Here is a 22,319-nt window from a genome sequence, read left to right as displayed (position 1 = left end):
CTCCAAAGGTTCAGCCGCGCCGGCTGCGCGGTCGATGGGGTGCGGGACGAGGGACAAGCTTAGCCCCGGGCCGTCGCGGCCCCCGTTCAGCGCATCGCCAGCCCCCGCAGCGCATCGAGCGAGGCGCGCAGCGCGAGCACCGCCTGCTCGAGCTCGGCCTCGGAGGTGCTCGCGGCGAGCGTGAAACGCACCGCCGTCTGCGCAGTGGCGTCGTCGAGGCCGAGCGCGGTGAGCACGTGCGACGGCTCCTCGCTGCCCGCGGCGCAGGCGGAACCGCTCGAGCAGAGCACGCCGCGCTCCTCGAGCTGCAGCAGCACCGCCTCCCCCGCCGTGCCCGGGAAGCAGAACGAGGCGTTCGCCGCGAGTCGATCGGCCGGGTGCCCGGTGAGTCTGGCCTCGGGCGCGATGGCGAGGACCGAGCGGATGAAGGCGTCCCGCATCCGCTCGATCGCATCCGCTCGTGCTCGGCGGTCGCGCTCGGCCAGCTCGAGGGCGACGGCGAGGCCGACCGCTCCGGCCACGTCCTCGGTGCCGCTGCGTCGGCCGCGCTCCTGTCCTCCACCGTGCAGGACGGGCTCGACCCGTGCACCGCGACGGAGGTAGAGCGCTCCGATGCCCTTGGGCGCGCCTACCTTGTGACCCGAGATCGTCAGGGCGTCGACGCCGAGCGCGGCGACGTCGAGCGGCAGCCAGCCGGCGGCCTGCACGGCGTCGCTGTGGAACCGCGCCCCGACGGCGTGCGCGGCTTCGGCGAGCTCGGCGACCGGCTGCACGGTGCCGATCTCGTTGTTCGCGAGCATGACGCTCACGAGGGTGCTGTCGTCGCGGAGGGAGGAGCGGAGGGATGCGGGTGCGAGGCGACCGTCAGCATCGACGGGGACGCGATCGACGGCGAAGCCGTGCATCCGCTCGAGGACTGCGGCGGATTCGAGCACGGCCTCGTGCTCCGTGGCCGCGACGAGCGCATGACGGCCGCGTGGGTTCGCGAGCGCGAGGCCCTTGACCGCGAGGTTGTCGGCCTCGGTGCCACCGGAGGTGAAGACGATCTCGGCGGGCCGGGCGCCGAGCACGGCCGCGACGCGCTCGCGCGCGTCGTCGAGCGCGCGCGCCGCCTCCTCACCGAGGCGGTGCCGGCTCGACGGGTTGCCGTAGGCGCCGGTGAGGTAGGGCCACATCGCCTCGAGCGCCTCGCGCCGCACCGGCGTCGTAGCGGCGTGGTCGAGATGGATCTCAGGCATCGATCCGCATGTCGAGGCCGAGATCGAGCGCGCGCACGCTGTGCGTGAGCGCGCCGACCGAGATGACGTCGACACCCGTGGCCGCGATCGCGGCGACGGTGTCGAGGGTCACGCCGCCGCTGGCCTCCACGACGGCGCGGCCGGCGATGAGCGCGACGCCGGCGCGGAGCTCGTCGAGGCTGAAGTTGTCCAGCATGACGATGTCCGCGCCGCCGTCGAGCGCTTCGGGCACCTGGTCGAGGCGGTCGACCTCGACCTCGATCCGCACGGTGTGCGGCAGCTGGGCGCGCAGGCGGCGCAGCGCCTCGGCGGTGCCGATGCCCTGCGCGGCGAGCACCGCGAGGTGGTTGTCCTTCGCCATGACGGCGTCGCTCAACGAGAAGCGGTGGTTGCGCCCGCCGCCGACGCGCACCGCGTGGCGCTCGAGCAGGCGCAGCCCGGGCGTCGTCTTGCGGGTGTCGACGATGCGGGCGTCCGTTCCTGCGACGGCCGCGACGTACCGGGCGGTGAGGGTGGCGACGCCGCTGAGGCGCTGCGCGAGGTTGAGGGCGATGCGCTCGCCGCGCAGCACGCCACGGGCAGGTCCCTCGATGCGCGCCAGCACCTCGCCCGCGCTGAACGCCGTGCCGTCGGCGACGAGATCGCCGACCACGATCGACGGGTCGATCTGCGCGAACGCGGCCTCGACCCCTGCACCGCCGGCGAGCACACCGGGCTCGCGAGCCACGACGGCCGCTCGAGCCGTCGCGTCGGCGGGGATGAGGTGCTCGCTCGTGATGTCGCCCCACGGGGCGTCCTCGGCGAGCGCGGCGCGCACGACGCGATCGACGGCGTCCCGGTAGGCGCTCACGCGGAGGCCGCCGTCGTGGTGGGGTCGTCGCTGCGGTGGTGGGCGCCGACGCTGCCGGTGCGCACGAGCGCCGCCCGGGCGATGAGACGGGCGAGGTCGAGCAGGTTGCGGTTCTCGAGATCGTGCACGGTGCTTCCTTCGATACGCCATCCGGCGAGGGTGGTGACGGCCGCGGCGAGCGCCGCACCGTCGCGGACGAGTCCGAGGTCCCGCCACGCCAGCGACTGGATCTCGGCTCGGGTCGCGGGGCGGGTTCGTGCGAGGAATGCAGGACCCTCGGGGTCGGATGCCGTCGCCCGAGCGGCAGCGATGGGGCGATCGTTGCGGAACGCCTGCATTTCTCGCAGGCCCGTGCGGTCGGGGGCGAGCGGTGCTCGCGGTAGGACCTCGGGGGTGAGCGCGTCGGCGGCGCGCCAGGCGAAGACGAGCCCTTCCAGGAGCGAGTTGGACGCCAGGCGGTTGGCGCCGTGCACGCCCGTGCGCGCGACCTCGCCCACGGCGAGGAGTCCGGGCAGGCTCGTGCGCCCGAGCAGATCGGTCGAGACGCCGCCCATCGTGTAGTGGGCCGCCGGGGTGACGGGCACCGCATCCCGCGTCCAATCGACGCCGAGATCGCGCAGATGAGCGTGGATGCTCGGGAAGCGCGCGGGGAGGTCGAGCAGAACGGCCGTGGCATCGAGCAGCGCTGGCGCGCCATGCTGACGGGTCATGACGCGCGCGGTCTCGCGGGCCACGACGTCCCGCGGCGCGAGCTCGGCGCGGGGATCGACGGCCGGCATGTAGCGCCGACCCTCCGCGTCCCGCAGCACCGCGCCCTCGCCGCGCACCGCTTCGGAGACGAGGAACCCGTCGGCCAGCACGGTCGGGTGGAACTGCACGAACTCGAGGTCCGCGATCTCGGCGCCGGCACGCCACGCGGCGGCAATGCCGTCACCCGTGGCCACGCCGGGGTTCGTCGTGTGGGCGTAGAGCTGTCCGGCGCCCCCGGTCGCGAGGATCACCGCATCCGCTCGTTCGATGCGCCGCGCGCCCTCGACGAGCAGTTCGACGCCGACGACCCGGCGGTTCGGCGAGGGTACGGAGCCTCCGCCGGCCGAAGGGCCCGCCGAAGCCTCCGGACCCCGGGGAGCCAGGGGCGGCGACTCGACGAGCGGCTCCGCGAGGAATGCAGGAGCCTCGTCGGGGATCGGAGGTCGGGACGAGCGGATGCGGGCGTCCCGCTTGCGAGGCACCTGCATTCGTCGCAGGGGCGGGGGTGGTCCGGGGTCCTGTCGTCGAGCACGAGGTCGACGAGCATCGCGTGCTCGATGATGTCGACGGCCGTGGCGCGTACGGCCTCGGCGAGCGCCGCCTCGATCGCCGCACCGGTCGCGTCGCCGCCCGCGTGCAGGATGCGCGGCGCCGAGTGCGCCGCCTCGAGGCCCCGGGCGAGCGCGCCCGAGGGGTCGCGGTCGAACTCGACGCCGAAGGCGATGAGGTCGCGCACGCGCTGCGGCCCCTCCTCGCAGAGCACCCGCACCGCCTCCGGGTCGCACAGGCCCGCCCCGGCCGCGAGCGTGTCGGCGATGTGCGCGTCGGCGGCGGCCTCGGCGAGCGCCGCGGCGATGCCGCCCTGCGCGTGACGGGTGCTCCCCTCCTCCAGGGCGCCCTTCGTCACCAGCAGCACCTCGTGATGACGGGCCGCGCGGATCGCGGCCACGAGACCGGCGATGCCGCTGCCGACGACGATGACGCGCATCCGCTCGTCCCGTCTACCGCGCTGCAGTGGTGCGCGCCGTGCCCGACCCTGGTGCGGCGACGCCCGAGGGCGCCGCAGGGCCTGCCGCCCCAGTGGTGAGCGCCTCGGTTCCGGACGGCGCCGCGGCGCCCGACGGGGCGATCCCTGTGGGCAGTGCGGCGAGCATCCGCTCGAGCGCCACCTTCGCACCGGCGGTCACCGCCGCGTCGACGGAGATCCGGTTGACGACGCGGCCCTCGACGAGCTCCTCGAGCACCCAGGCGAGGTAGCCGGGGTGGATGCGGTACATCGTCGAGCAGGGGCAGACGACCGGGTCGAGGCAGAAGATCGTGTGCTGCGGGAAGTCGGCGGCGAGCCGGTTCACCATGTTGATCTCGGTGCCGATCGCGAAGGTCGTCGGCTCGGTGGCGGCGGCGACGGCCTTGCGGATGTAGTCGGTCGAGCCGGCCTCGTCGGCGGCGTCGACGACCTCCATCGGGCACTCCGGGTGCACGATCACGCGCACGCCCGGGAACTCGGCCCGCGCCTGGTCGATCTGGGCGACCGTGAAGCGCTTGTGCACGCTGCAGAAGCCGTGCCAGAGCACGACCTGCGCGTCGAGCAGCCCCTGCTCGTCGTTGCCGCCCAGCGCCTTGCGGGGGTTCCACATGGGCATCCGCTCGAGCGGCACGCCCATCGCCTTCGCGGTGTTGCGCCCCAGGTGCTGGTCCGGGAAGAAGAGCACGCGCTGCCCGCGCTCGAACGCCCAGTCGAGCACCGTCGCGGCGTTCGACGAGGTGCAGACGATGCCGCCGTGGTCGCCGCAGAAGCCTTTGAGCGCTGCGGATGAGTTCATGTAGGTGACCGGGATGATCGGCACGCGCCCGTCCGCATCCGGCTCCGTGCCGTAGACGGCCTCGAGCTGCTCCCAGGCGTCCGTGACGCTGTCGATGTCGGCCATGTCGGCCATCGAGCAGCCGGCGGCGAGGTTCGGCAGGATCACCCGCTGCCCCTCCTGCGCGAGGATGTCGGCCGTCTCGGCCATGAAGTGCACGCCGCAGAAGACGATCGTCTCCGCATCCGGCACCGTCTGCGCGGCGTTCGCGAGTTGGAAGGAGTCGCCGAGGAAGTCCGCGTGCTGCACGACCTCGTCGCGCTGGTAGAAGTGGCCGAGCACGACGACCCGCTCCCCCAGCGTCGCCTTGGCGGCCCGGATGCGCGCGTGCAGCTCGTCGTTCGAGGCGTCGCGGTAGCCCTGCGGGAGCGCGCCCTGCCGCGGCGAGCCGGTCGGGATGACGTCGGTCATCGACGCACCCGGCCCGTAGGTCGGCGTGGGCAGCCGGTCGACCGTCCAGGGGCCGTCGGCGAGCTCGGGGGCGCAGGTCTCGCCCGCCTCGGCGCCGAGGCGGATGCGTTCGATGGTGGTGGCGACGGATGACACGGCGGTCAGTCCTCCCTGTCGGTGAGCGCGGATGCGAGCAGCGGTCCCTGATCGACGAGCGTCGCGTCGGTGTAGCGGTACAGGGCCGGAGGGCGATGGGATGCGCCGACGACGTGCTCACCGGTCGGCACGATGCTGCCGCCCGCCAGCACCTGACGGCGGAAGTTCGCGGGGTCGAGGGTGGCGCCGCGGACGGCCTCGTGGACGCCGCGCAGCTCGGCGAGCGTGAAGGTCTCGCCGAGGAAGCCGTGCGCGATGGAGCTGTGGGCCATCTTGTTGCGCAGCCGCCAGAGCGCGTACTCGACGATGCGGTTGTGGTCGAAGGCGAGGCCGGGCAGTGCATCCGCTCGGAACCACCGGACGTTGTCGTCGTCGCTGGAGCGCTCCGCCTGGTCGGGCCGCACGAGCGCCCAGTAGACGACGCTGACGACGCGGCCGCTCGGCGAGCGCCCGATGTCGCCGAAGCAGTAGAGCTGCTCGAGGTAGGTGGGGTCGAGCTGGGTGGTCTCGAGCAGCTTGCGCGCGGCGGTGGTCTCGAGGCCCTCCTGCGGCGCGACCCAGCCGCCGGGCAGCGCCCAGCGGTCCTGGTAGGGCTGGCGGATGCGGCGCACCAGCGGCGTCCAGAGCTCGCTGTCGCGCAGCGCGAAGATCACCGTCGAGACGGCGAGTGAGGGGTGCTCGTCCATGGGCTTCCGGGTTCAGGTCAGGGTGACTCGAAGCGAGCGTAGCGCCGTTCGCCGGAGTTCGCGTAATCGTGACTCGAAGTCGAGCGGCGACGGTCTCATCGCGAGGAATGCAGGTGAAGCGCCGGTGAGGTCCGCAGTTCGGGGCCCGGGCGCCTCATCCTGCTCGCGAGGCACCTGCGTTCCTCGCGTGCGAGGGTTGGGGCGGGTGCCGGCTTGCGCGCCTCGCCGGCGCAGGATCACCGGCGTCAGCCGAGCGGCGTATCCGTCGGAGCGTCCACCGCCCCGCCGAAGCGCCGGTTGCGCCCGGCGTAGTGCTCGACGGCCCGCCAGAGCTGGGCGCGGCCGAAGTCCGGCCACAGGGTGTCGAGGAACACCATCTCGGCGTAGGCCGACTGCCACAGCAGGAAGTTGCTCGTGCGCTGCTCGCCGCTCGAGCGCACGAAGAGGTCGACGTCCGGCATATCGGGCGTGTAGAGCGCGCGCTGGATGGCCTTCTCGGTGATGCCGCTGGGCTTCATCCGTCCGGCGGCCACCTCCTCGGCGAGACCGCGCACCGCGTCGACGATCTCGTTCCGGCCGCCGTAGTTGACGCACATCGTCAGCGTCAGCCTCGTGTTGTGCGCGGTCATCCGCTCCGCGTGCTGCAGCTCGTCGACGACGCTGCGCCACAGCCGCGGCTTGCGGCCGGCCCAGCGGATGCGCACGCCCCAGTCGTTCAGCTGGTCGCGGCGGCGGTGCAGCACCTCGCGGTTGAAGCCCATGAGGAAGCGCACCTCGTCGGGGCTGCGCTTCCAGTTCTCGGTGCTGAAGGCGTAGACGCTGATGTGCTGGATGCCGAGCTGCAGCGCGCCGGCGACGACGTCGAGCAGCGCCGCCTCGCCGGCCTTGTGGCCCTCCACACGGGTGAGGCCGCGCTGGTTCGCCCAGCGCCCGTTGCCGTCCATGACGATCGCGACGTGCCGCGGCACGGCGGATGCGGGCAGGTCCGGCGGGGTCTGGCCGGTCCAGTCGATCGGACGGAAGGGCTCGGCGGGGATGGTGCGGCGGCTCACGCGGAGGGCTCCTGGGGTTCGGGGTGCCCTGCGGGCGCTGCGGCGGTGGTGGGCGGTGCTGCGTCGCTCGCGCCCGGCGCGGGGGTCCGTCCGCTCGATCGATCGCTGCTGCGACCGTGGGCACGGGGAGGAGGTCGACGGAGCCGATGGGCGGACGGACGGATGCACGGCGCGGTGGTTCCGATGCGCTGCGGTCCACGTGCTGCAGCGACCGCAGGCCGCGCTCGAGGTGGAACTGCGCGTAGGCGGCGACGGCGCCGCTGGCCTGCGCCCTGCTGCGCTCGGGCGCCTCCTCGGCGACCGGCCAGTCCCCCGCGAGGAGTGCGCCGAGCACGTCGAGGGTGCCGGGGTCGAGCCGGGCGGAGCCCGGAGGGGCCACCTCGTCGGCCACGACGCCACCGAGCTGGGGCACGAAGTACCGGTGCGGGCCGGGGGCTCCCGTGACGGCGCAGTCGACGAAACTCGGCGCCCATCCGGCGATGGAGAGCGCACGCAGCAGGTACGAGTCGAGGGTGAGACCCGCCTCGTGCTCACCACGGCTGAGGGAACGCAGCGCACCGACCAGCAGCAGGTACTGCTGCAGCGAGCCCTCGTCCTCGGTGAGGCGGTCGGCCGCCTCCACCATCGCGTTCGCCGCGGTGAACGCGCCGTAGTCGCCGGCGATCGTCGCGCCGTAGCTGGCCAGCGACTCCGCCTGGGTGATCGTGTCGAGGTTGCGGCCCTCGTAGCACTGCACATCGGCGACCATGAAGGGCTCGAGGCGCGAACCGAAGCGGCTCGAGGTGCGCCGCACGCCCTTCGCGACCGCGCGCACCTTGCCGTGCTGACGGGTCAGCATGGTCAGGATGCGATCGGCCTCGCCCAGCTTGTGGGTGCGCAGCACGACCGCCTCGTCACGGTAGAGGGGCACCCGGCGATTATCCTCCCCGGTGGCTGCGGGTCGTCCGCAGCCGCGCCGCTCGGCTACGGTTGCCACGTGATCGTCGAGGCCCTGGTCGTCCCCCTCTGGGCCGACCTGCTCGCCATCGCCGTCTGCAGCCTGCAGAGCGCCCTGCTGGTGGCCGCCTACCGCGACCGCCGGCTCGACCTGCTGGGCGTGGCGGTCATCGGCATCGCCGCCGGGCTCGGCGGGGGCTGCTGCGCGATGTCTTCCTCGGCGTCACACCGGTGGCCTTCACCACCAACTGGTACCTCACCGTCGCGACCCTCGCGGCCTTCGCCGGCATGGCGCTCGGCCAGCTGTTCCGACGCGTGGACTGGGCGATCACCGGGCTCGATGCGCTCGCCATCGGGCTCTTCGCCGCGATCGGCACGACCAAGGCGCTGACCCTCGGCACGGCCGAGCTGCCGGCGATCTTTCTCGGGGTGATCACGGCGGTCGGCGGAGGCATCGTGCGCGAGGTGCTCCTGGGCCTGCCCATCGGCATCATGCACGTCGGGCCGATCTACGCGATCCCCGCGGCGGCCGGCAGCGCCGCGCTGCTCGGCCTCGCCGTCGCCGGGGCGCCCATCGCCGTCGCTGCGGCGGTGTGCGTGATCGTGACCGCCCTCATCCGCATCCTCGCCGTCCGTTTCGGCTGGAGCCTGCCCGAGCAGCGGGCCCTCCAGCTGCGCCGACGCCGCCAGGAGGGCGGCGCGGCCTGAGGCCGACCCCAGCACGCCTTCCGCTCGCCCTGCGAGAAACGCAGGTGGAGCGTCGCGCGACGTCCGCGGGGCGCCCACGGGCGCGCATCCGCTCATCCGCTCCTCCTGCGTTCCTCGCCTGCGCGTGCGCTGCGTGCGAGGAATGCAGGAGGAGCGTCGCCCGGAGCCGGTGGTCGGGCCTGAACGGCGGCCGTGGTCGTCCGCTCGTCCTGCGTTTCTCGTAGGACGGGAGCGTCGAGGCGGGCGGATGCGCGGCGTGCGCACGGCAGGACGGGAGCGTCAGGGCGGGCGGATGCGGCGGGCGGCGGCCCGCTCAGCAGCAGCGGCCGCCGGGCTCGAGGTCCTGGCTGCGGTAGCGCTCCCGCCAGAACGTCCGCTCGTCCAGGGGCGGGACGCCCGGGTGCGCGGCTCGGTGATGCGCCACGTACGCCGGGTAGGCGCCCTCTCCCAGGACCGCGCCGAAGCCCCGGACCGCGCGCCGCAGCGCGGCGACCACGGCGGATCCTGCGCGGCCCATCAGTGGCCCCCTCGCGGCTCGCGGGGCCCGCGGGCGTCCCACTCGCGCTGGATGACGCGCTCCTCGGCCGTGGCGATCAGCCCCGCGGGGGCGAAGCGACGCGAGGGCTGCGGTGCGTCCTCGGCCTCGGGCGCCGCTCGTCCGCGCAGCGCGCGCACGGTGGTGATGAGCGCCGCGACGATCACGACGATCGCCAGGCTGACGAAGACGATCGAGAGCGTGCCCTGCACGAGGGTGTTGCGCACGACGGCCTCCATCGCCTCGACGCTCGTCGCGGTGCCGAAGGTCGTCTCGCCCGCAGCCAGCGCGTCGCGGAAGGCGACGTGGTTCGCCCAGTAGCCGACCGCCGGCACCGGCGAGAAGATCTTGAACATCGAGGCGGTGATCGTGACCACCGAGGCGAACGCCAACGGCACCGCGACCACCCAGAGCCACGAGCGCACCCCGCGCTTCGCGGCGATCGCCAAGCAGACGGCGAGGGCGATCGCCGCGAGCAGCTGGTTCGCGATGCCGAACAACGGGAACAGGGTGTTGATGCCGCCGAGCGGATCGGTGACGCCCATGATCAGGATCGCTCCCCATCCGGCCACCATGATCGCGGTCGTGATCCAGACCCCGGGACGCCACCCGGTGTCCTTAAAGCGCGGCGCGACGTTGCCGATGGAGTCCTGCAGCATGAAGCGGGCGACCCGGGTGCCGGCGTCGACGGCGGTCAGGATGAACAGCGCCTCGAACATGATCGCGAAGTGGTACCAGAAGCCCATCATCGCGGTGCCGCCGATGAGCTGCTGCATAATGTGCGCGAGACCGAGGGCGAGCGTCGGCGCGCCGCCCGTACGGCTGACAATCGATTCCTCCCCGACGTTGTCGGCGGTGGTCTGCAGCAGCTCCGCGGAGACCTCGACACCGGTCAGCCCCAGCGAGCTCACGAACGCGACCGCGCCCTCGACGGTGCCGCCGGTGGCCGCGGCCGAGGAGTTCATGGCGAAGTAGATGCCGCGGTCGAGCGAGATCGCCGCGACGAGCGCCATGATCGCCACGAAGCTCTCCATGAGCATGCCGCCGTAGCCGATGAAGCGGGTCTGCTTCTCCTTCTCGACCAGCTTCGGGGTCGTTCCGCTCGCGATGAGCGCGTGGAAACCGCTCAGCGCGCCGCAGGCGATCGTGACGAAGAGGAACGGGAACAGCGAGCCGCTGAACACCGGCCCGAGCTCGCCGCCGGCGAACTCGCTGAAGGCGGGCACCTCGATCTCGGGGCGCACCACCACGATCGCGCCGGCCAGCATCACGATGACGCCGATCTTCATGAAGGTGGAGAGGTAGTCGCGCGGCGCGAGCAGCAGCCACACCGGCAGCACGGCGGCGACGAATCCGTAGACGATGATGCCCCACGCGATCGTCGTGCGGTCGAGGGTGAACATCGCCGCGCCCCAGTCGGTCTCGGCCACCCAGCCGCCGGCGATGATCGCGGCCATGAGCAGCACGAAGCCGATGACCGACACCTCGGTGATGCGGCCCGGGCGGATGAAACGCAGGTACAGCCCCATGAAGATGGCGATCGGGATGGTCATCGAGACGCTGAACACGCCCCACGGGCTCTCGCCGAGGGCGTTGACGACGACGAGCGCGAGGATCGCGACGATGATGATCATGATGAGCAGCGTCGCGAGGATCGCGGCCGTGCCGCCGATGCGCCCCAGCTCGTCGCGCGCCATCTGGCCCAGCGAGCGGCCGCCGCGCCGCATCGAGAAGAACAGCACCACGTAGTCCTGCACCGCACCGGCGAAGATGACGCCGACGACGATCCAGATCGTGCCGGGCAGGAAGCCCATCTGCGCCGCCAGCACGGGCCCGACCAGCGGACCGGCGCCCGCGATGGCCGCGAAGTGGTGCCCGAAGAGCACGCGGCGGTCGGTCGGCACGTAGTCCTTGCCGTCGGCCTTCGACTCCGCCGGGGTCGCGCGTCGGTCATCGGGCCTGGTGATGAAGCGCTCGATCACCTTCGAGTAGAAGCGGTACCCGATCAGATAGGAGCAGCAGGCCGCGAAGACGAACCAGATGGCGTTGACGGTCTCGCCGCGCACGATGGCGAGCATCGTCCAGGCGACGCCGCCGAGCAGTGCGATGGCCACCCACAGCAGCACCTTCGGCGGGGTCCAACCCCTTCTCGGCTCGGGTGCGGCGACCGGCGGCAGCGCCGGGTCCTGCTCCAACTGCCTCGTGGATCGGGGTTCGGCCATCGTCGGACTCCTGTCGCTCGCGTCGTTGCGGGTCGACACGAGCCTAGGGGTGCCTCCAGGACGGGGGAACCCCGGAACCTGCGCGAGGAATGCAGGTGGAGTGCGGACGGCCGGACGCAGGATCAGCGCAGGCGCGCACCCTCATCCGCTCGACTCCTGCGTTTCCCGCAATGCGGCGGCGGCGGGGCGACGTCCACGGACGACGGGACGGCGGAGGGGCGGCACCGGTCGGCGCCGCCCCTCGGGTCGAGCGGATGGGGTCGACGCGTCAGGACGCGACGGCCTCCAGGTCGTGCTGCCGCACGCGCACCGCGCGGTTGACCGCCGAGACGACGGCCTTGAGCGAGGCGGTGGAGATGTCGGCGTCGATGCCGACGCCCCAGAGCACGGTGCCCTCAACGTTGAGCTCGACGTACGCCGCGGCGAGCGCGTCGCCGGAGGCGCTCAGCGCGTGCTCGACGTAATCGTTGAGGGTCACGTCGACGCCCTGAGCGCCGAGCAGTTGGATGAACGCCGCGATCGGCCCGTTGCCGGTCGCCTCGAGGTCGAGCTCGTCGTCGCCGACGCGCACGCGGGCCTGCAGCGTGACGCTGCCGGTCATCTCGCTCGCGGTGCGGGTCGAGAGCAGTTCGAAGCGGCCCCACTTGGCGTGGTCCGCGCTCGACGGCAGGTACTCGTCCTGGAAGACGGTCCAGATCTGCTCGCTCGAGACCTCGCCGCCCTCCGCATCCGTCTTCGACTGCACGACGCCGCTGAACTCGATCTGCAGGCGACGCGGCAGGTCGAGGTTGTGATCGGTCTTCAGCAGGTAGGCGACGCCGCCCTTGCCGGACTGCGAGTTCACGCGGATGACGGCCTCGTAGCTGCGGCCGACGTCCTTCGGGTCGATGGGCAGGTACGGCACGGCCCACTCGATCTCATCGACGGAGACGCCCTTCGCGGATGCCTCGACCGCCATGGCCTCGAAGCCCTTCTTGATGGCGTCCTGGTGCGAGCCGCTGAAGGCGGTGTAGACGAGGTCGCCGGCCCAGGGGCTGCGCTCGTGCACCTTGAGCTGGTTGCAGTGCTCCGCGGTGCGGCGGATGCCGTCGAGATCGCTGAAGTCGATCTGCGGGTCGATGCCCTGGGTGAACAGGTTGAGGCCCAGTGCGACGAGGTCGACGTTGCCGGTGCGCTCGCCGTTGCCGAAGAGGCAACCCTCGATGCGATCGGCGCCGGCCAGGTAGCCGAGCTCGGCTGCCGCGATGCCGGTGCCGCGGTCGTTGTGCGGGTGCAGGCTCAGGATGATGCTCTCGCGGTTGGCGAGGTTGCGGCTCATCCACTCGATGGAGTCGGCGTAGACGTTCGGCGTCGCCATCTCGACGGTGGCCGGCAGGTTGACGATGACCTTGCGCTCGGGGGTCGCGCCGAGCACCTCGACGACCTGGTTGCAGATGTCGAGCGCGAACTCGAGCTCGGTGCCGGTGTAGGACTCGGGCGAGTACTCGTAGTACACGTCGGTCTCGGGCACGGTCTTCTCGTACTCGCGGCAGAGGCGGGCGCCGTTCATCGCTATGTCGATGATGCCCTGGCGGTCGGTGCGGAAGACGACCTCGCGCTGCAGCACGCTCGTCGAGTTGTAGAGGTGCACGATCGCCTGCTTCGCGCCGGCGATCGACTCGTAGGTGCGCTTGATGAGGTGCTCGCGGGCTTGGGTGAGCACCTGGATGGTGACGTCGTCCGGGATCGCGCCCTCCTCGATGAGGCTGCGCACGAAGTCGAAGTCGGTCTGGCTGGCGCTCGGGAAGCCGACCTCGATCTCCTTGTAGCCCATCCTCACGAGCAGGTCGAACATGATCCGCTTCCGCTCGGGGCTCATCGGGTCGATGAGTGCCTGGTTCCCGTCCCGCAGGTCGACGGCGCACCAGCGCGGCGCCTCCGTGATGCGCTTCGTCGGCCAGGTGCGGTCGGGCAGATCGACCACGATCTGCTCGTGGAAGGGACGGTACTTCTGGATCGGCATGCCCGAGGGCTGCTGGTTGTTCTTCATCTCGACTCTTTCGCGTTCTCGTTGCTGACCACGACGGACTCCGCGACGAGTAAGGCCTGGACTAGGACTCGTCGCGGCAGCGAAGGAGGAGGAGGTGGAGTGCCATCCGTCCGAGGCTAGCACCGGGGGCCTGGTGGCGCGAGCTGCCGGGGTGGCGCGGGCTGCCGGGGTGGCGCGGGCTGCCGCGGTGGCGCGGGCTGCCGCGGTGGCGCGAGCGACGCGGGTGCCGCCCCGCGAGGAATGCAGGAGCCTCGCGTTCGACCTGCCCGGCGCATCCGCTCGGCTCGATGGCGCGGTGCGCGACACCTGCATTCCTCGCTCGGCGGCTGCGAGCGGATGCGCGGGTCGGTGCGAGCGGACACCGCTGCGAGCGGATGCACGAGTCGGTGCGAGCGGACTTCGCGCGCTGCCAGCGCGGCCGGCCCGCACGAGACGACGGCGGCGCGCTGCGAGAAACGCAGGAGTCTCGCACGCGCCTCCGCGGCGCTCGTCAGGAGCACCGCGCCCCCGGGGGCGAGGCTCCTGCATTTCTCGCGGCGCGGGCTTGAGTGGGCGCGGCGCGGGCTTGAGTGGGCGCGGCGCGGGCTTGGGTGGGCGCGGCGCGGGTTTGGGTGGGCGCGGCGCGGGCCTGGCTGGGCGCGGCGCGGGCTTGGGTGCGGGGTGCCGGCGCCGGGCGGCGCGGCGCGGAGGGGCGAGCGCGGCCGGTCGAGTCGAGGGCGGGCGCGGGCGCGGGTCAGGGCGCGGCCAGGGCCTCGATCGGGGTGACGCGCACGGCGCGGCGGGTGGGGGCGACCGCGGCGATCGCCGCGAGGGCGCCGGTGCCGATGACGACGAGCAGCACGAGCAGCCAGGGGATGCCGGGCGGCACCAGGCCGCCGCCCTCGATCGAGCCGAACAGGGATTGCGCGCCCGCCCATCCGTATCCGATGCCCAGGACGACGCCGAAGGCGGAGGCGGTGACGGTGAGCTGCGCGCTCTCGGCGAGGATCATGCGGCGCAGCTGGCCCTTCGAGAAGCCGAGCGCCCGCAGCAGGCCGAGCTCGCGGCCGCGCTGCAGCACGCTCAGCGACAGGGCGTCGGCCATGCCGACCGCGGCGATGACCGCGCTGAAGCCGATGAGCACCAGGAACACGGCCACCGTCATGGCGAAGGCCTCGTCGATGCCGGCGTAGTAGGCCGGGTCGTTCGCCTGCGCGCGGGCCAGCATGTCGATGTACGACTGGAGACCCACGGCGAAAGTGGTGACCAGCGCGACGCCGATGACGAGCCCGATGGTCGTCCGGGCGCTGCGCTCCGGCGACCGGACCGCGTTCTCGGCGGCGAGACGACCCGTGGCGGTGCGAGCCATGGCGCGGCCGACGAGGCGCAGCAGCGGCGGCATGACGAGGTCGGCGGCGAGCACGATGCCGGTGAAGGAGAGGATGCCGCCGAAGAAGGCGATCACGACGCCGAACGACGAGACCAGCCCTGCGGCCACCCCGCCGCCGAGGAGCAGCGTGCCCAGGGCGACGAGCACGACCGCGATGCCGTGACGCACCGGACGGCGGCCGACCTCCTCGCCGCTGCGCTCCACCGCGGCGCCGAGCGCCTGCATCGGCCGCACGGCGAGCACCCGGCGCGAGCCGGTGCGGAACGCCGCCCAGGTGGTGAGCACCACGGCGATGACCGGCAGCAGCGCGACCGGGGCGATGAGCGGGTAGTCCGCCGGCGGCAGGACGCCCGTCTCGCGCAGCACCAGCACGAGCAGCAGGTGCAGCGCCTCGCCGGCGAGCGCACCGAGCGCCGCGCCGATCAGGCCGACGCCCAGGCCCTCGCGCGTGACGGCGCTGCGCTGCCGCCGCGCCGACGAGCCGAGCAGGCGCAGCAGGGCGATCGTGCGGGTGCGGCCGGCGACGATGGTCGCGACCGTGTTCGCCGTGACCACCGCGCTGACGTACAGCGCGATGCCGATGAACAGGCTCGCTGCGACGAGGAGCAGCGCGCTGGCCGTGTCGCTCGCGCCGACCACCGCATCCGCTCGTGCCGCCGTGTCGATCGCGCCGATCATGGAGAGCAGCACGACGCCGAAGGCGGAGGAGAGGCCGGCGACGAGCAGGCTCGAGCGGTGCTCGCGCAGCGCGGCGCTCATCGCGCGGCCTCCATGCCGAGCATGATCGCGCTGATCTGCTCGGCGCTGGAGCGGCCGCGCTCCTCGACCATGCGGCCGTCGGCGAGGAAGACGATGCGGTCGGCGAAGCTCGCCGCGACCGGGTCGTGGGTGACCATGGCGATGGCCTGGCCGTAATCGCGAGCTGCGGCGGAGAGCACCGCGAGCACCTCGCGGCCGGTGCGCGAGTCGAGGTTGCCGGTGGGCTCGTCGGCGAGGATCAGGTCGGGCTGCGTCGCCAGCGCCCGCGCGATCGCGACGCGCTGCTGCTGTCCGCCGGAGAGCTCGTGCGGACGGTGGCGGAGGCGCTCCTCCAACCCGAGGGTCTGCACGAGGCGGTCGATGCGGGCGGCCTCGTCGGGGTTCGGCTCGCGGCCGTCGAGCTCGAAGGGCAGCCGGATGTTGCCGAGCACGTCGAGCGTGGGCACGAGGTTGAAGGCCTGGAAGACGAAGCCGACCCGGCGTCGGCGCAGCAGGGTGAGCTGGTCGTCGTCGAGGCGGGTGATCTCGGTGTCGCCCAACCAGACGCGTCCGCTCGTCGCGGAGTCGAGGCCGGCCATGATGTGCATGAGCGTCGACTTGCCGCTGCCGGAGGCGCCCATGACGGCGGTGAACTCGCCGCGGCGCAGCTCGAGGTCGATGTCGCGCAGCGCGGTGACGCCGGTGCGGCCGTGGCCGTAGGTCTTGCTGAGGGTCTCGACCCGGGCGATCGCGTGCGCCGGGTCGGCGGAGGGTGTGCATGCCCTCGACGCTACGGAGCCGAGCGGATGCGGGGCGTCGGCCCGTGGACGCCGCGGTCTCGTCCCGCCGGATGATCCGGTCTCAGGGAGAACCCCGACCCGGAGGCCGGGGTCAGTCGACGAGGCGGTGCTCGAAGGCGAAGACGACGAGCTGCACGCGGTCGCGCAGGCCGAGTTTGCCGAGGATGCGGCTGATGTGGGTCTTCACGGTCGCCTCGCTGAGGAACTCCCGGCCGGCGATCTCGGAGTTGCTGAGGCCGCGGGCGGCGAGCAGGAAGATCTCGCGCTCGCGGGCGGTGAGGGCGTCGAAGGTCTCGGGCACGGCGGCCGCGGCCGCGCGCGCGTCGAAGTGCTCGAAGAGCTCGCGGGTGGCGGAGGCGGCGATGACCGCGCTGCCGGCGTGCACGGTGCGGATCGCCGCGAGCAGGAACTCGGGGTCGGCGTCCTTGAGCACGAAACCGCTCGCGCCGGCGCGGATCGCCCGCGCCGCCGCCTCGTCGAGGTCGAAGGTGGTGAGCACGATGACCTTCGGCGGCTGCTCGCCGCGCGCCTCGGCGCCGCCGAGGATCCCGAGCGTCGACTCGATGCCGTCGAGCACGGGCATGCGGATGTCCATGAGCACCACGTCGGGCCTCGTCTGCGCGGCGACCCGGATGCCCTCCTGCCCGTCGCCCGCCTCGCCGGCGAGCTCGAGGTCGGGTTGGGAGTCGACCAGCATGCGGATGCCCGTGCGGAACAGCGCCTGATCGTCGACGAGCAGCACGCGGATGGGGGTGTTCTGGGTCACGGGGTGCTGCTTCCTTCGGTGCGGTCCGGGCCGGACGGCGCGGAGACGGGCGGGCGGCTGTCGTCGGGCTGGGCATGCGCGGATGCGGCGCCGGCCCAGAAGGGCAGGAGACCGGGCGCGGTGGCCGGCGACCCAGGCGTCCGCGGCGAGGCCGGTGCGACGAGGACGGTGGGCCCCGTACCAGCCGGGGCTTGGATGGCGATCGCGGCGGTCGCGGAGACGGGCACGGCGAGGCGCACCCGGAAACGTCCGCCCTGCGCGGAGAGCTCGACCGCTCCCCCGGCCAGCGCGGCGCGCTCGCGCATGCCGGCGAGCCCGTGGCCGTGGCCGGTGCTGCCCGTCGCGGTGCCGGTGAGCACCGCCTCCGGGCGCAGCCAGTTGCTGATGTCCAGCCGCAGCTCGGTCGTGTGCCAGTCGAACAGCAGCTCCACCGGCCGCTCCCGGTCGCCGTGGCGCAGTGCGTTGGTCAGCGCCTCCTGCACGATGCGGTACACGGCGAGCTCGCGGGCGGCGCCGAGCGGGGCGGGCTCGCCGTGCTCGACCTGCCGCACGTCGAGCCCGGAGGCGCGCACCTGCTCGATGAGGCGGCCGAGGTCGCTGAGCACGGGCTGAGGGGCGTCGTTCTGGGAGTGGCGCAGCTGGTTGAGCATGACGCGCACGTCGCCGAGTGCCTCGCGGGCCGTGCCGGCGATCGTGGCGAGCGCGGTGTCGACCGCGGTCGGGTCTGCCCTGGCGGCGTAGCGCGCGCCGTCCGCCTGGGCGATGACGACGGCGAGGGAGTGGGCGACGATGTCGTGCATGTCGCGCGCGATGCGACCCCGCTCCTGCTCCAGGGCGACGTCGCGCTCCGCGGCCTCGCGGGCGCGTCCGCTCTCCCGGGTGCGCACGATCGCGCGCACGAGCAGGCCGAGCAGCCAGGGCAGGCCGATCACGGTGACGAGCGTCGCGGCGCTCACGCCGAACTGCAGCACGGCCGTGGGCAGGCCGCTCCAGGCGAAGATGTCGGCCCCGCCGATCACCTCCTGCCGCAGCAGGAAGTAGCAGCTGGCGACGATGGCGCCGAGTCCGACCGAGGCGAGTCCGAGCCAGCGCACGACCCGTCCGCCGTAGGCGGCGGTCGTGTAGACGACCGCGAGCACCGCGACGTTGAACAGGTTCGGGTAGACGTCGAAGGCGACCTGCGTGATGGCGCCCACCCAGGCGATGCCGAGCGCCGACCCCGGGCTGAACCGTCGCAGCAGGAGCGCCATCGCGTAGACGGCGAGCACGGCGATGCCTGCGGTGGGCGAGCCGGACGCCGTCAGCTGCCCGGGCACGGTGAAGACGAGGTAGACGATCGCGATGCCGACGTCCATGGCGTACTGCCACGGGCGCAGGCGTCGGTTCATGCCCACCACGCTAGGCGACCGGGGCGGGCGCCCCGGCATCCGCTCGGCAGAATCATCCGGCCGGATGAGCGGTCGAGCGGATGGGGCGGCTCAGAACCCGAGGCGGCCGAGCTGCTTGGCGTCGCGCTGCCACTCCTTGGCGATCTTGACGCGCAGCGACAGGAACACCCGCCGCCCGATCAGCGGCTCGATCTGCGCGCGCGACTCCGCGCCGATGCGCTGCAGCCGCTCGCCGCCCTTGCCGATGACGATCCCCTTCTGGCTGTCGCGCTCCACGAACAGGTTCGCGTAGATCTCCACCAGGTCCTTGTCGTCGCGCTCGACGATGTCGTCGATCGTGACGGCCAGCGAATGCGGCAGCTCGTCGTGCACGCCCTCCAGCGCGGACTCGCGGATGAGCTCGGCGATGCGGGCCTCGAGCGTCTCCTCGGTCGTCATCTCGCGGGGGTAGAGCGGTTCGGAGACGGGCAGCAGCTGCACGAGCTCCTTGCCGAGCACGTCGAGCTGGATGCGACTGGTCGAGGAGATCGGCACGATCGCCTCCCAGTCCCCCATCGCCGAGACCGCGAGCAGCCGCTCGGCCACCACCGGGCGGGCGACGGCGTCGATCTTGGTGACGATCGCGACCTTCCTGGCCCGCGGGAACTGCTCGAGCTGCTCGTGGATGAACTTGTCGCCGGGCCCGACCTTCTCGTTGGCGGGCACGCAGAAGCCGATCACGTCGACGTCGGCGAGCGTGTTCTGCACGACGGCGTTGAGCCGCTCGCCGAGCAGGGTGCGGGGCCGGTGCATGCCCGGCGTGTCGACGATGACGAGCTGGCCGTCGGGGCGGTGCACGATGCCGCGGATGGCGCGACGGGTGGTCTGGGGCTTCGAGGAGGTGATCGCCACCTTCTCGCCGACGAGGGCGTTGGTCAGCGTGGACTTGCCCACGTTGGGCCTGCCCACGAAGCTCACGAAGCCGGCTCGGAAGCCCTCGGGGGCGGTGCTGTTCTCGGTCATGCGTTCTCTCCTCCGTCGCGGCTGCGACCGAAGGCCGCCCGCACGTCGATCAGGCTCTGGTCGGCCTCGGCGACCACGGTCTCGAGGCGGCGACGGCGGCCGGTGCGCTCGGCGGTGAGCACGATGCCCGACACGACGACGGTGTCGCCGGTGGCCGGCACCTTGCCGAGCGCCTTGCCGAGCAGGCCGCCGACCGAGTCGACGTCGTCGTCCTCCAGCTCGAGGTCGAAGAGCTCGCCGAGCTCGTCGACCGGCAGCCTGGCGGGCACTCGCCAGCGTCCATCGCCGAGCTGCTCCGACTCGCTGACCGCGCGGTCGTACTCGTCGGAGATCTCGCCGACGAGCTCCTCGATGAGGTCCTCCATCGTGACGAGGCCGGCGATGCCGCCGTACTCGTCGACGACCATGGCCAGGTGGTTGCGTTCGATCTGCATGCGGCGCAGCAGCGCATCCGCTCGCATCGATTCGGGCACGAAGACGGCGGGGCGGACGAGCTCGGCGAGGCCGGCGACCGCGAGGGTCTCGCCGCCCCGGAGCAGCCGCGCCAGGTCGCGCAGGTAGAGCACGCCGAGCACGTCGTCGACGTCGCCGCCGATGACCGGGATGCGCGAGACGCCCCGTTCGAAGAACGTGGCGTAGCCCTCGTCGAGGCCCGCATCGCCCTCGAGGGTGACCATGTCGGTGCGGGGCACCATGACCTCGCGCACGTAGGTCTCGTTGAACTCGAAGATCGAGTGGATGAGCTCGCGGTCGTCCTCCTCGAGCACGTCGTTCTCGGCGGCCTCGTCGACCATGCTGAGCAGGTGCTCCTCGCTGGACACGCCGCTCGCGCCGCCGGTGCGCCCCGGGGTCACGCGGTCGCCGAGGGCGACGAGGGCCGCCGCGATGGGACCGAGCAGCACCCGGATGCCGCGCACGAGCGGCGCCGTGGCGCGGACCACCGAGCGGGCGTGCTGCCGCCCGACGCTGCGCGGGCTCGAGCCGACGAGCACGAAGCTCGCGCCGGTCATGACGAGGGCGGAGACGAGCAGGGCGAGCCACAGGTCGTCGAAGGCGTCGAGCAGCGCGATCGCGACGAGCACGGCGGCCGTGGTCTCGGCGACGATGCGGAGGAAGTTGACGGCGTTCGCGTGCGGACCGGGGTCCGCGGCGATCGCGGCGATGGAGCGCTTCGCCCGCGCGGAGACGGCGACCTCAAGCAGGTCGCTGCGGCTCAGCGCGCCGATCGCCGCATCGGCCGCCGCGAGCAGGCCGCCGAGGGCGACGAGCAGCGCTGCGGCGACGAGGAAGAGCGCGATCACGCTCGGCGTGCCCGCTCCGAGAGGGCGAAGCCGAGGAGCACGTCGCGCTGGATGCCGAACATCTCCTTCTCGTCCTCGGGCTCGGCGTGGTCGAAACCGAGCAGGTGCAGGATGCCGTGGGTGGTGAGCAGCAGCATCTCCTCGAGCGGGCTGTGTCCGGCCGCCCGAGCCTGCTCGACCGCGACCTGCGGGCAGACGACGATGTCGCCGAGGAGCCCGGCGGGCGCCGGCTCGTCCTCGCTGCCGGGGCGCAGCTCGTCCATCGGGAAGCTGAGCACATCGGTGGGACCGGGCTCGTCCATCCACTGCACGTGGAGCTGCTCCATGGCGCCCTCGTCGACCAGCACGATGGCGAGATCCGCATCCGGATGCACGTGCAGATGATCGAGGGCGAAGACCGCCAGGCGCTGCAGCGTGGCCTCGTCGACCTCGATGGCGCTCTCGTTGTTGACCTCGATGCTCATGCTCGTCCTCCCCGGCGCTGCTGCCGGTCCCGGGGGCCTCGGCCCATGCCGCTGCGGCGCTCGGCGCGGTTCGCGCCCTCGCCGGTTCCGCCGTGGTCGCGCTCGTACTGGCGCGCCTGCTGCTCGGCGTCGTACTCGGTGTACGCGTCGATGATGCGGCCGACGAGGGTGTGGCGCACCACGTCCTCGCTCGTCAGGTGGGCGAAGTGGATGTCGTCGACGTGATCGAGCACCCGGGTGACCAGTCGCAGCCCGCTCGCGTTCGTCGGCAGGTCGATCTGGGTGATGTCGCCCGTGACCACCATCTTCGAGCCGAAGCCGAGCCGGGTGAGGAACATCTTCATCTGCTCGGGCGTCGTGTTCTGCGCCTCGTCGAGCACCACGAAGGCGTTGTTGAGGGTGCGACCGCGCATGTAGGCCAGCGGCGCGACCTCGACCGTGCCCGCGGCGAGCAGCTTGGGCACGAGCTCCGGGTCCATCATCTCGTTCAGCGCGTCGTAGAGCGGCCGCAGGTACGGGTCGATCTTGTCCGTGAGCGTGCCGGGCAGGAAGCCGAGCCGCTCACCGGCCTCGATCGCCGGACGGCTCAGGATGATGCGGTCCACCTCCTTGCGCTGCAGCGCCTGCACGGCCTTCGCCATCGCGAGGTAGGTCTTGCCGGTGCCGGCGGGGCCGATCCCGAAGGTGATCGTGAAGTCCTCGATGGCGTCGACGTACTGCTTCTGCCCGAGGGTCTTGGGGCGGATCGTCTTGCCGCGGCTGGACAGGATCGCCTCGCCCATGACCGCCGCGGGACGGCTGCCGTCCTTGCGGTCCAGGATGCGCGCGGAGGTGGCCACCTCCGCCGGCTCCAGCTCCACTCCGTCGCCGACCATGCGCATCAACTCCTCCACCAGCTCCCCGGCTGCATCCAACTGCTGCTCGCCACCGGGACCGGCGCTCAGCGTGATCTGATTCCCTCGCGCCAGCACCTGCACCAGGGGGTAGCGCTGCTCGACCGTCTTCAGCAGACGGTCCTGCGGGCCGAGGAGGCGCACCATGGCGACGCCGTCGACCTCGATGCGGAGGGTGCGCGCC

Annotated in this window: 17 protein-coding genes and 3 pseudogenes; 1 reads left to right on the top strand and 19 read right to left on the bottom strand. The window is 72.5% G+C overall.

Annotated features, from left to right (window positions below; translation table 11 throughout):
- Positions 1–86: 86 nt before the first annotated feature.
- The 8 genes and pseudogenes from QQK26_RS01415 to recO form a co-directional block, all read right to left on the bottom strand.
- Positions 87–1,238: a cysteine desulfurase family protein gene (locus QQK26_RS01415; protein ID WP_284229287.1), complete on the bottom strand. Its 1,152-nt coding sequence runs from the start codon at positions 1,236–1,238 to the stop codon at positions 87–89.
- Positions 1,231–2,088: a carboxylating nicotinate-nucleotide diphosphorylase gene (gene nadC / locus QQK26_RS01410; RefSeq protein WP_284229284.1), complete on the bottom strand. Its 858-nt coding sequence runs from the start codon at positions 2,086–2,088 to the stop codon at positions 1,231–1,233. Before nadC ends, QQK26_RS01415 begins: the two co-directional genes overlap by 8 nt.
- Positions 2,085–3,149 (bottom strand): annotated as a pseudogene (locus tag QQK26_RS01405) (L-aspartate oxidase); the annotation flags it as partial. The gene nadC and the pseudogene QQK26_RS01405, both read right to left, overlap by 4 nt.
- Positions 3,086–3,826: an FAD-dependent oxidoreductase gene (locus QQK26_RS16125; protein ID WP_348519977.1), complete on the bottom strand. Its 741-nt coding sequence runs from the start codon at positions 3,824–3,826 to the stop codon at positions 3,086–3,088. The gene QQK26_RS16125 and the pseudogene QQK26_RS01405, both read right to left, overlap by 64 nt.
- A gap of 148 nt (positions 3,827–3,974) precedes the next feature.
- Positions 3,975–5,246, bottom strand: a pseudogene (nadA, locus tag QQK26_RS01395) (quinolinate synthase NadA); the annotation flags it as partial.
- A gap of 5 nt (positions 5,247–5,251) precedes the next feature.
- The gene (locus QQK26_RS01390) at positions 5,252–5,932 is read right to left on the bottom strand and encodes an NUDIX hydrolase (protein WP_284229280.1); all 681 of its coding nucleotides are present in this window, start codon (positions 5,930–5,932) and stop codon (positions 5,252–5,254) included.
- 245 nt (positions 5,933–6,177) lie between these two features.
- Positions 6,178–6,984 (bottom strand): isoprenyl transferase, encoded by an 807-nt coding sequence (locus QQK26_RS01385; protein WP_284229279.1) that lies wholly within the window; start codon positions 6,982–6,984, stop codon positions 6,178–6,180.
- Between the two features lie 184 nt (positions 6,985–7,168).
- Positions 7,169–7,894, bottom strand: a pseudogene (gene recO / locus QQK26_RS01380) (DNA repair protein RecO); the annotation flags it as partial.
- 257 nt (positions 7,895–8,151) lie between these two features.
- On the opposite strand from recO, the gene QQK26_RS01375 reads away from it, so the two are divergent.
- Positions 8,152–8,628 carry a trimeric intracellular cation channel family protein gene (locus tag QQK26_RS01375; protein WP_348519976.1) on the top strand — a complete coding sequence of 159 codons (477 nt, stop codon included), beginning with the start codon at positions 8,152–8,154 and terminating at the stop codon, positions 8,626–8,628.
- 313 nt (positions 8,629–8,941) lie between these two features.
- Here the strand turns inward: QQK26_RS01375 and QQK26_RS01370 are convergent, their stop codons facing one another.
- The 11 genes from QQK26_RS01370 to QQK26_RS01320 form a co-directional block, all read right to left on the bottom strand.
- Positions 8,942–9,145 (bottom strand): YbdD/YjiX family protein, encoded by a 204-nt coding sequence (locus tag QQK26_RS01370; RefSeq protein WP_284229277.1) that lies wholly within the window; start codon positions 9,143–9,145, stop codon positions 8,942–8,944.
- The gene (locus tag QQK26_RS01365; protein ID WP_284229275.1) at positions 9,145–11,385 is read right to left on the bottom strand and encodes a carbon starvation CstA family protein; all 2,241 of its coding nucleotides are present in this window, start codon (positions 11,383–11,385) and stop codon (positions 9,145–9,147) included. The genes QQK26_RS01370 and QQK26_RS01365 overlap by 1 nt, the downstream gene beginning before the upstream one ends.
- 268 nt (positions 11,386–11,653) lie before the next feature.
- On the bottom strand, positions 11,654–13,414 hold the full coding sequence (gene leuA / locus QQK26_RS01360) for a 2-isopropylmalate synthase (RefSeq protein ID WP_284229261.1): 1,761 nt from the start codon (positions 13,412–13,414) through the stop codon (positions 11,654–11,656).
- 733 nt (positions 13,415–14,147) lie between these two features.
- A complete protein-coding gene (locus QQK26_RS01355; protein ID WP_284229259.1) occupies positions 14,148–15,542 on the bottom strand; it encodes an ABC transporter permease in 1,395 nt (464 codons plus the stop codon).
- On the bottom strand, positions 15,539–16,270 hold the full coding sequence (locus QQK26_RS01350) for an ABC transporter ATP-binding protein (protein ID WP_284234391.1): 732 nt from the start codon (positions 16,268–16,270) through the stop codon (positions 15,539–15,541). The genes QQK26_RS01355 and QQK26_RS01350 overlap by 4 nt, the downstream gene beginning before the upstream one ends.
- Positions 16,271–16,412: 142 nt before the next feature.
- Entirely contained in the window at positions 16,413–17,087 is a 675-nt protein-coding gene (locus QQK26_RS01345) for a response regulator (protein ID WP_284229257.1), read from the bottom strand.
- Positions 17,084–18,475 carry a sensor histidine kinase gene (locus tag QQK26_RS01340; protein WP_284229254.1) on the bottom strand — a complete coding sequence of 464 codons (1,392 nt, stop codon included), beginning with the start codon at positions 18,473–18,475 and terminating at the stop codon, positions 17,084–17,086. The genes QQK26_RS01345 and QQK26_RS01340 overlap by 4 nt, the downstream gene beginning before the upstream one ends.
- Positions 18,476–18,565: 90 nt before the next feature.
- Entirely contained in the window at positions 18,566–19,477 is a 912-nt protein-coding gene (era, locus tag QQK26_RS01335; protein WP_284229252.1) for a GTPase Era, read from the bottom strand.
- The gene (locus QQK26_RS01330; RefSeq protein ID WP_284234389.1) at positions 19,474–20,775 is read right to left on the bottom strand and encodes a hemolysin family protein; all 1,302 of its coding nucleotides are present in this window, start codon (positions 20,773–20,775) and stop codon (positions 19,474–19,476) included. The genes era and QQK26_RS01330 overlap by 4 nt, the downstream gene beginning before the upstream one ends.
- The gene (ybeY, locus tag QQK26_RS01325) at positions 20,775–21,242 is read right to left on the bottom strand and encodes an rRNA maturation RNase YbeY (protein WP_284229250.1); all 468 of its coding nucleotides are present in this window, start codon (positions 21,240–21,242) and stop codon (positions 20,775–20,777) included. The genes QQK26_RS01330 and ybeY overlap by 1 nt, the downstream gene beginning before the upstream one ends.
- Positions 21,239–22,282, bottom strand: coding sequence for a PhoH family protein (locus QQK26_RS01320; protein WP_284234386.1), 1,044 nt, complete (start codon positions 22,280–22,282; stop codon positions 21,239–21,241). Before QQK26_RS01320 ends, ybeY begins: the two co-directional genes overlap by 4 nt.
- Positions 22,283–22,319: the final 37 nt, after the last annotated feature.

Origin of the sequence: Arenivirga flava, from assembly GCF_030161575.1 — a bacterium.
Classification (GTDB): Bacteria; Actinomycetota; Actinomycetes; order Actinomycetales; family Microbacteriaceae; genus Arenivirga; species Arenivirga flava.
Note: the sequence above shows the minus strand (reverse complement) of the source record. Positions and strands in the feature narration are given on the sequence as shown.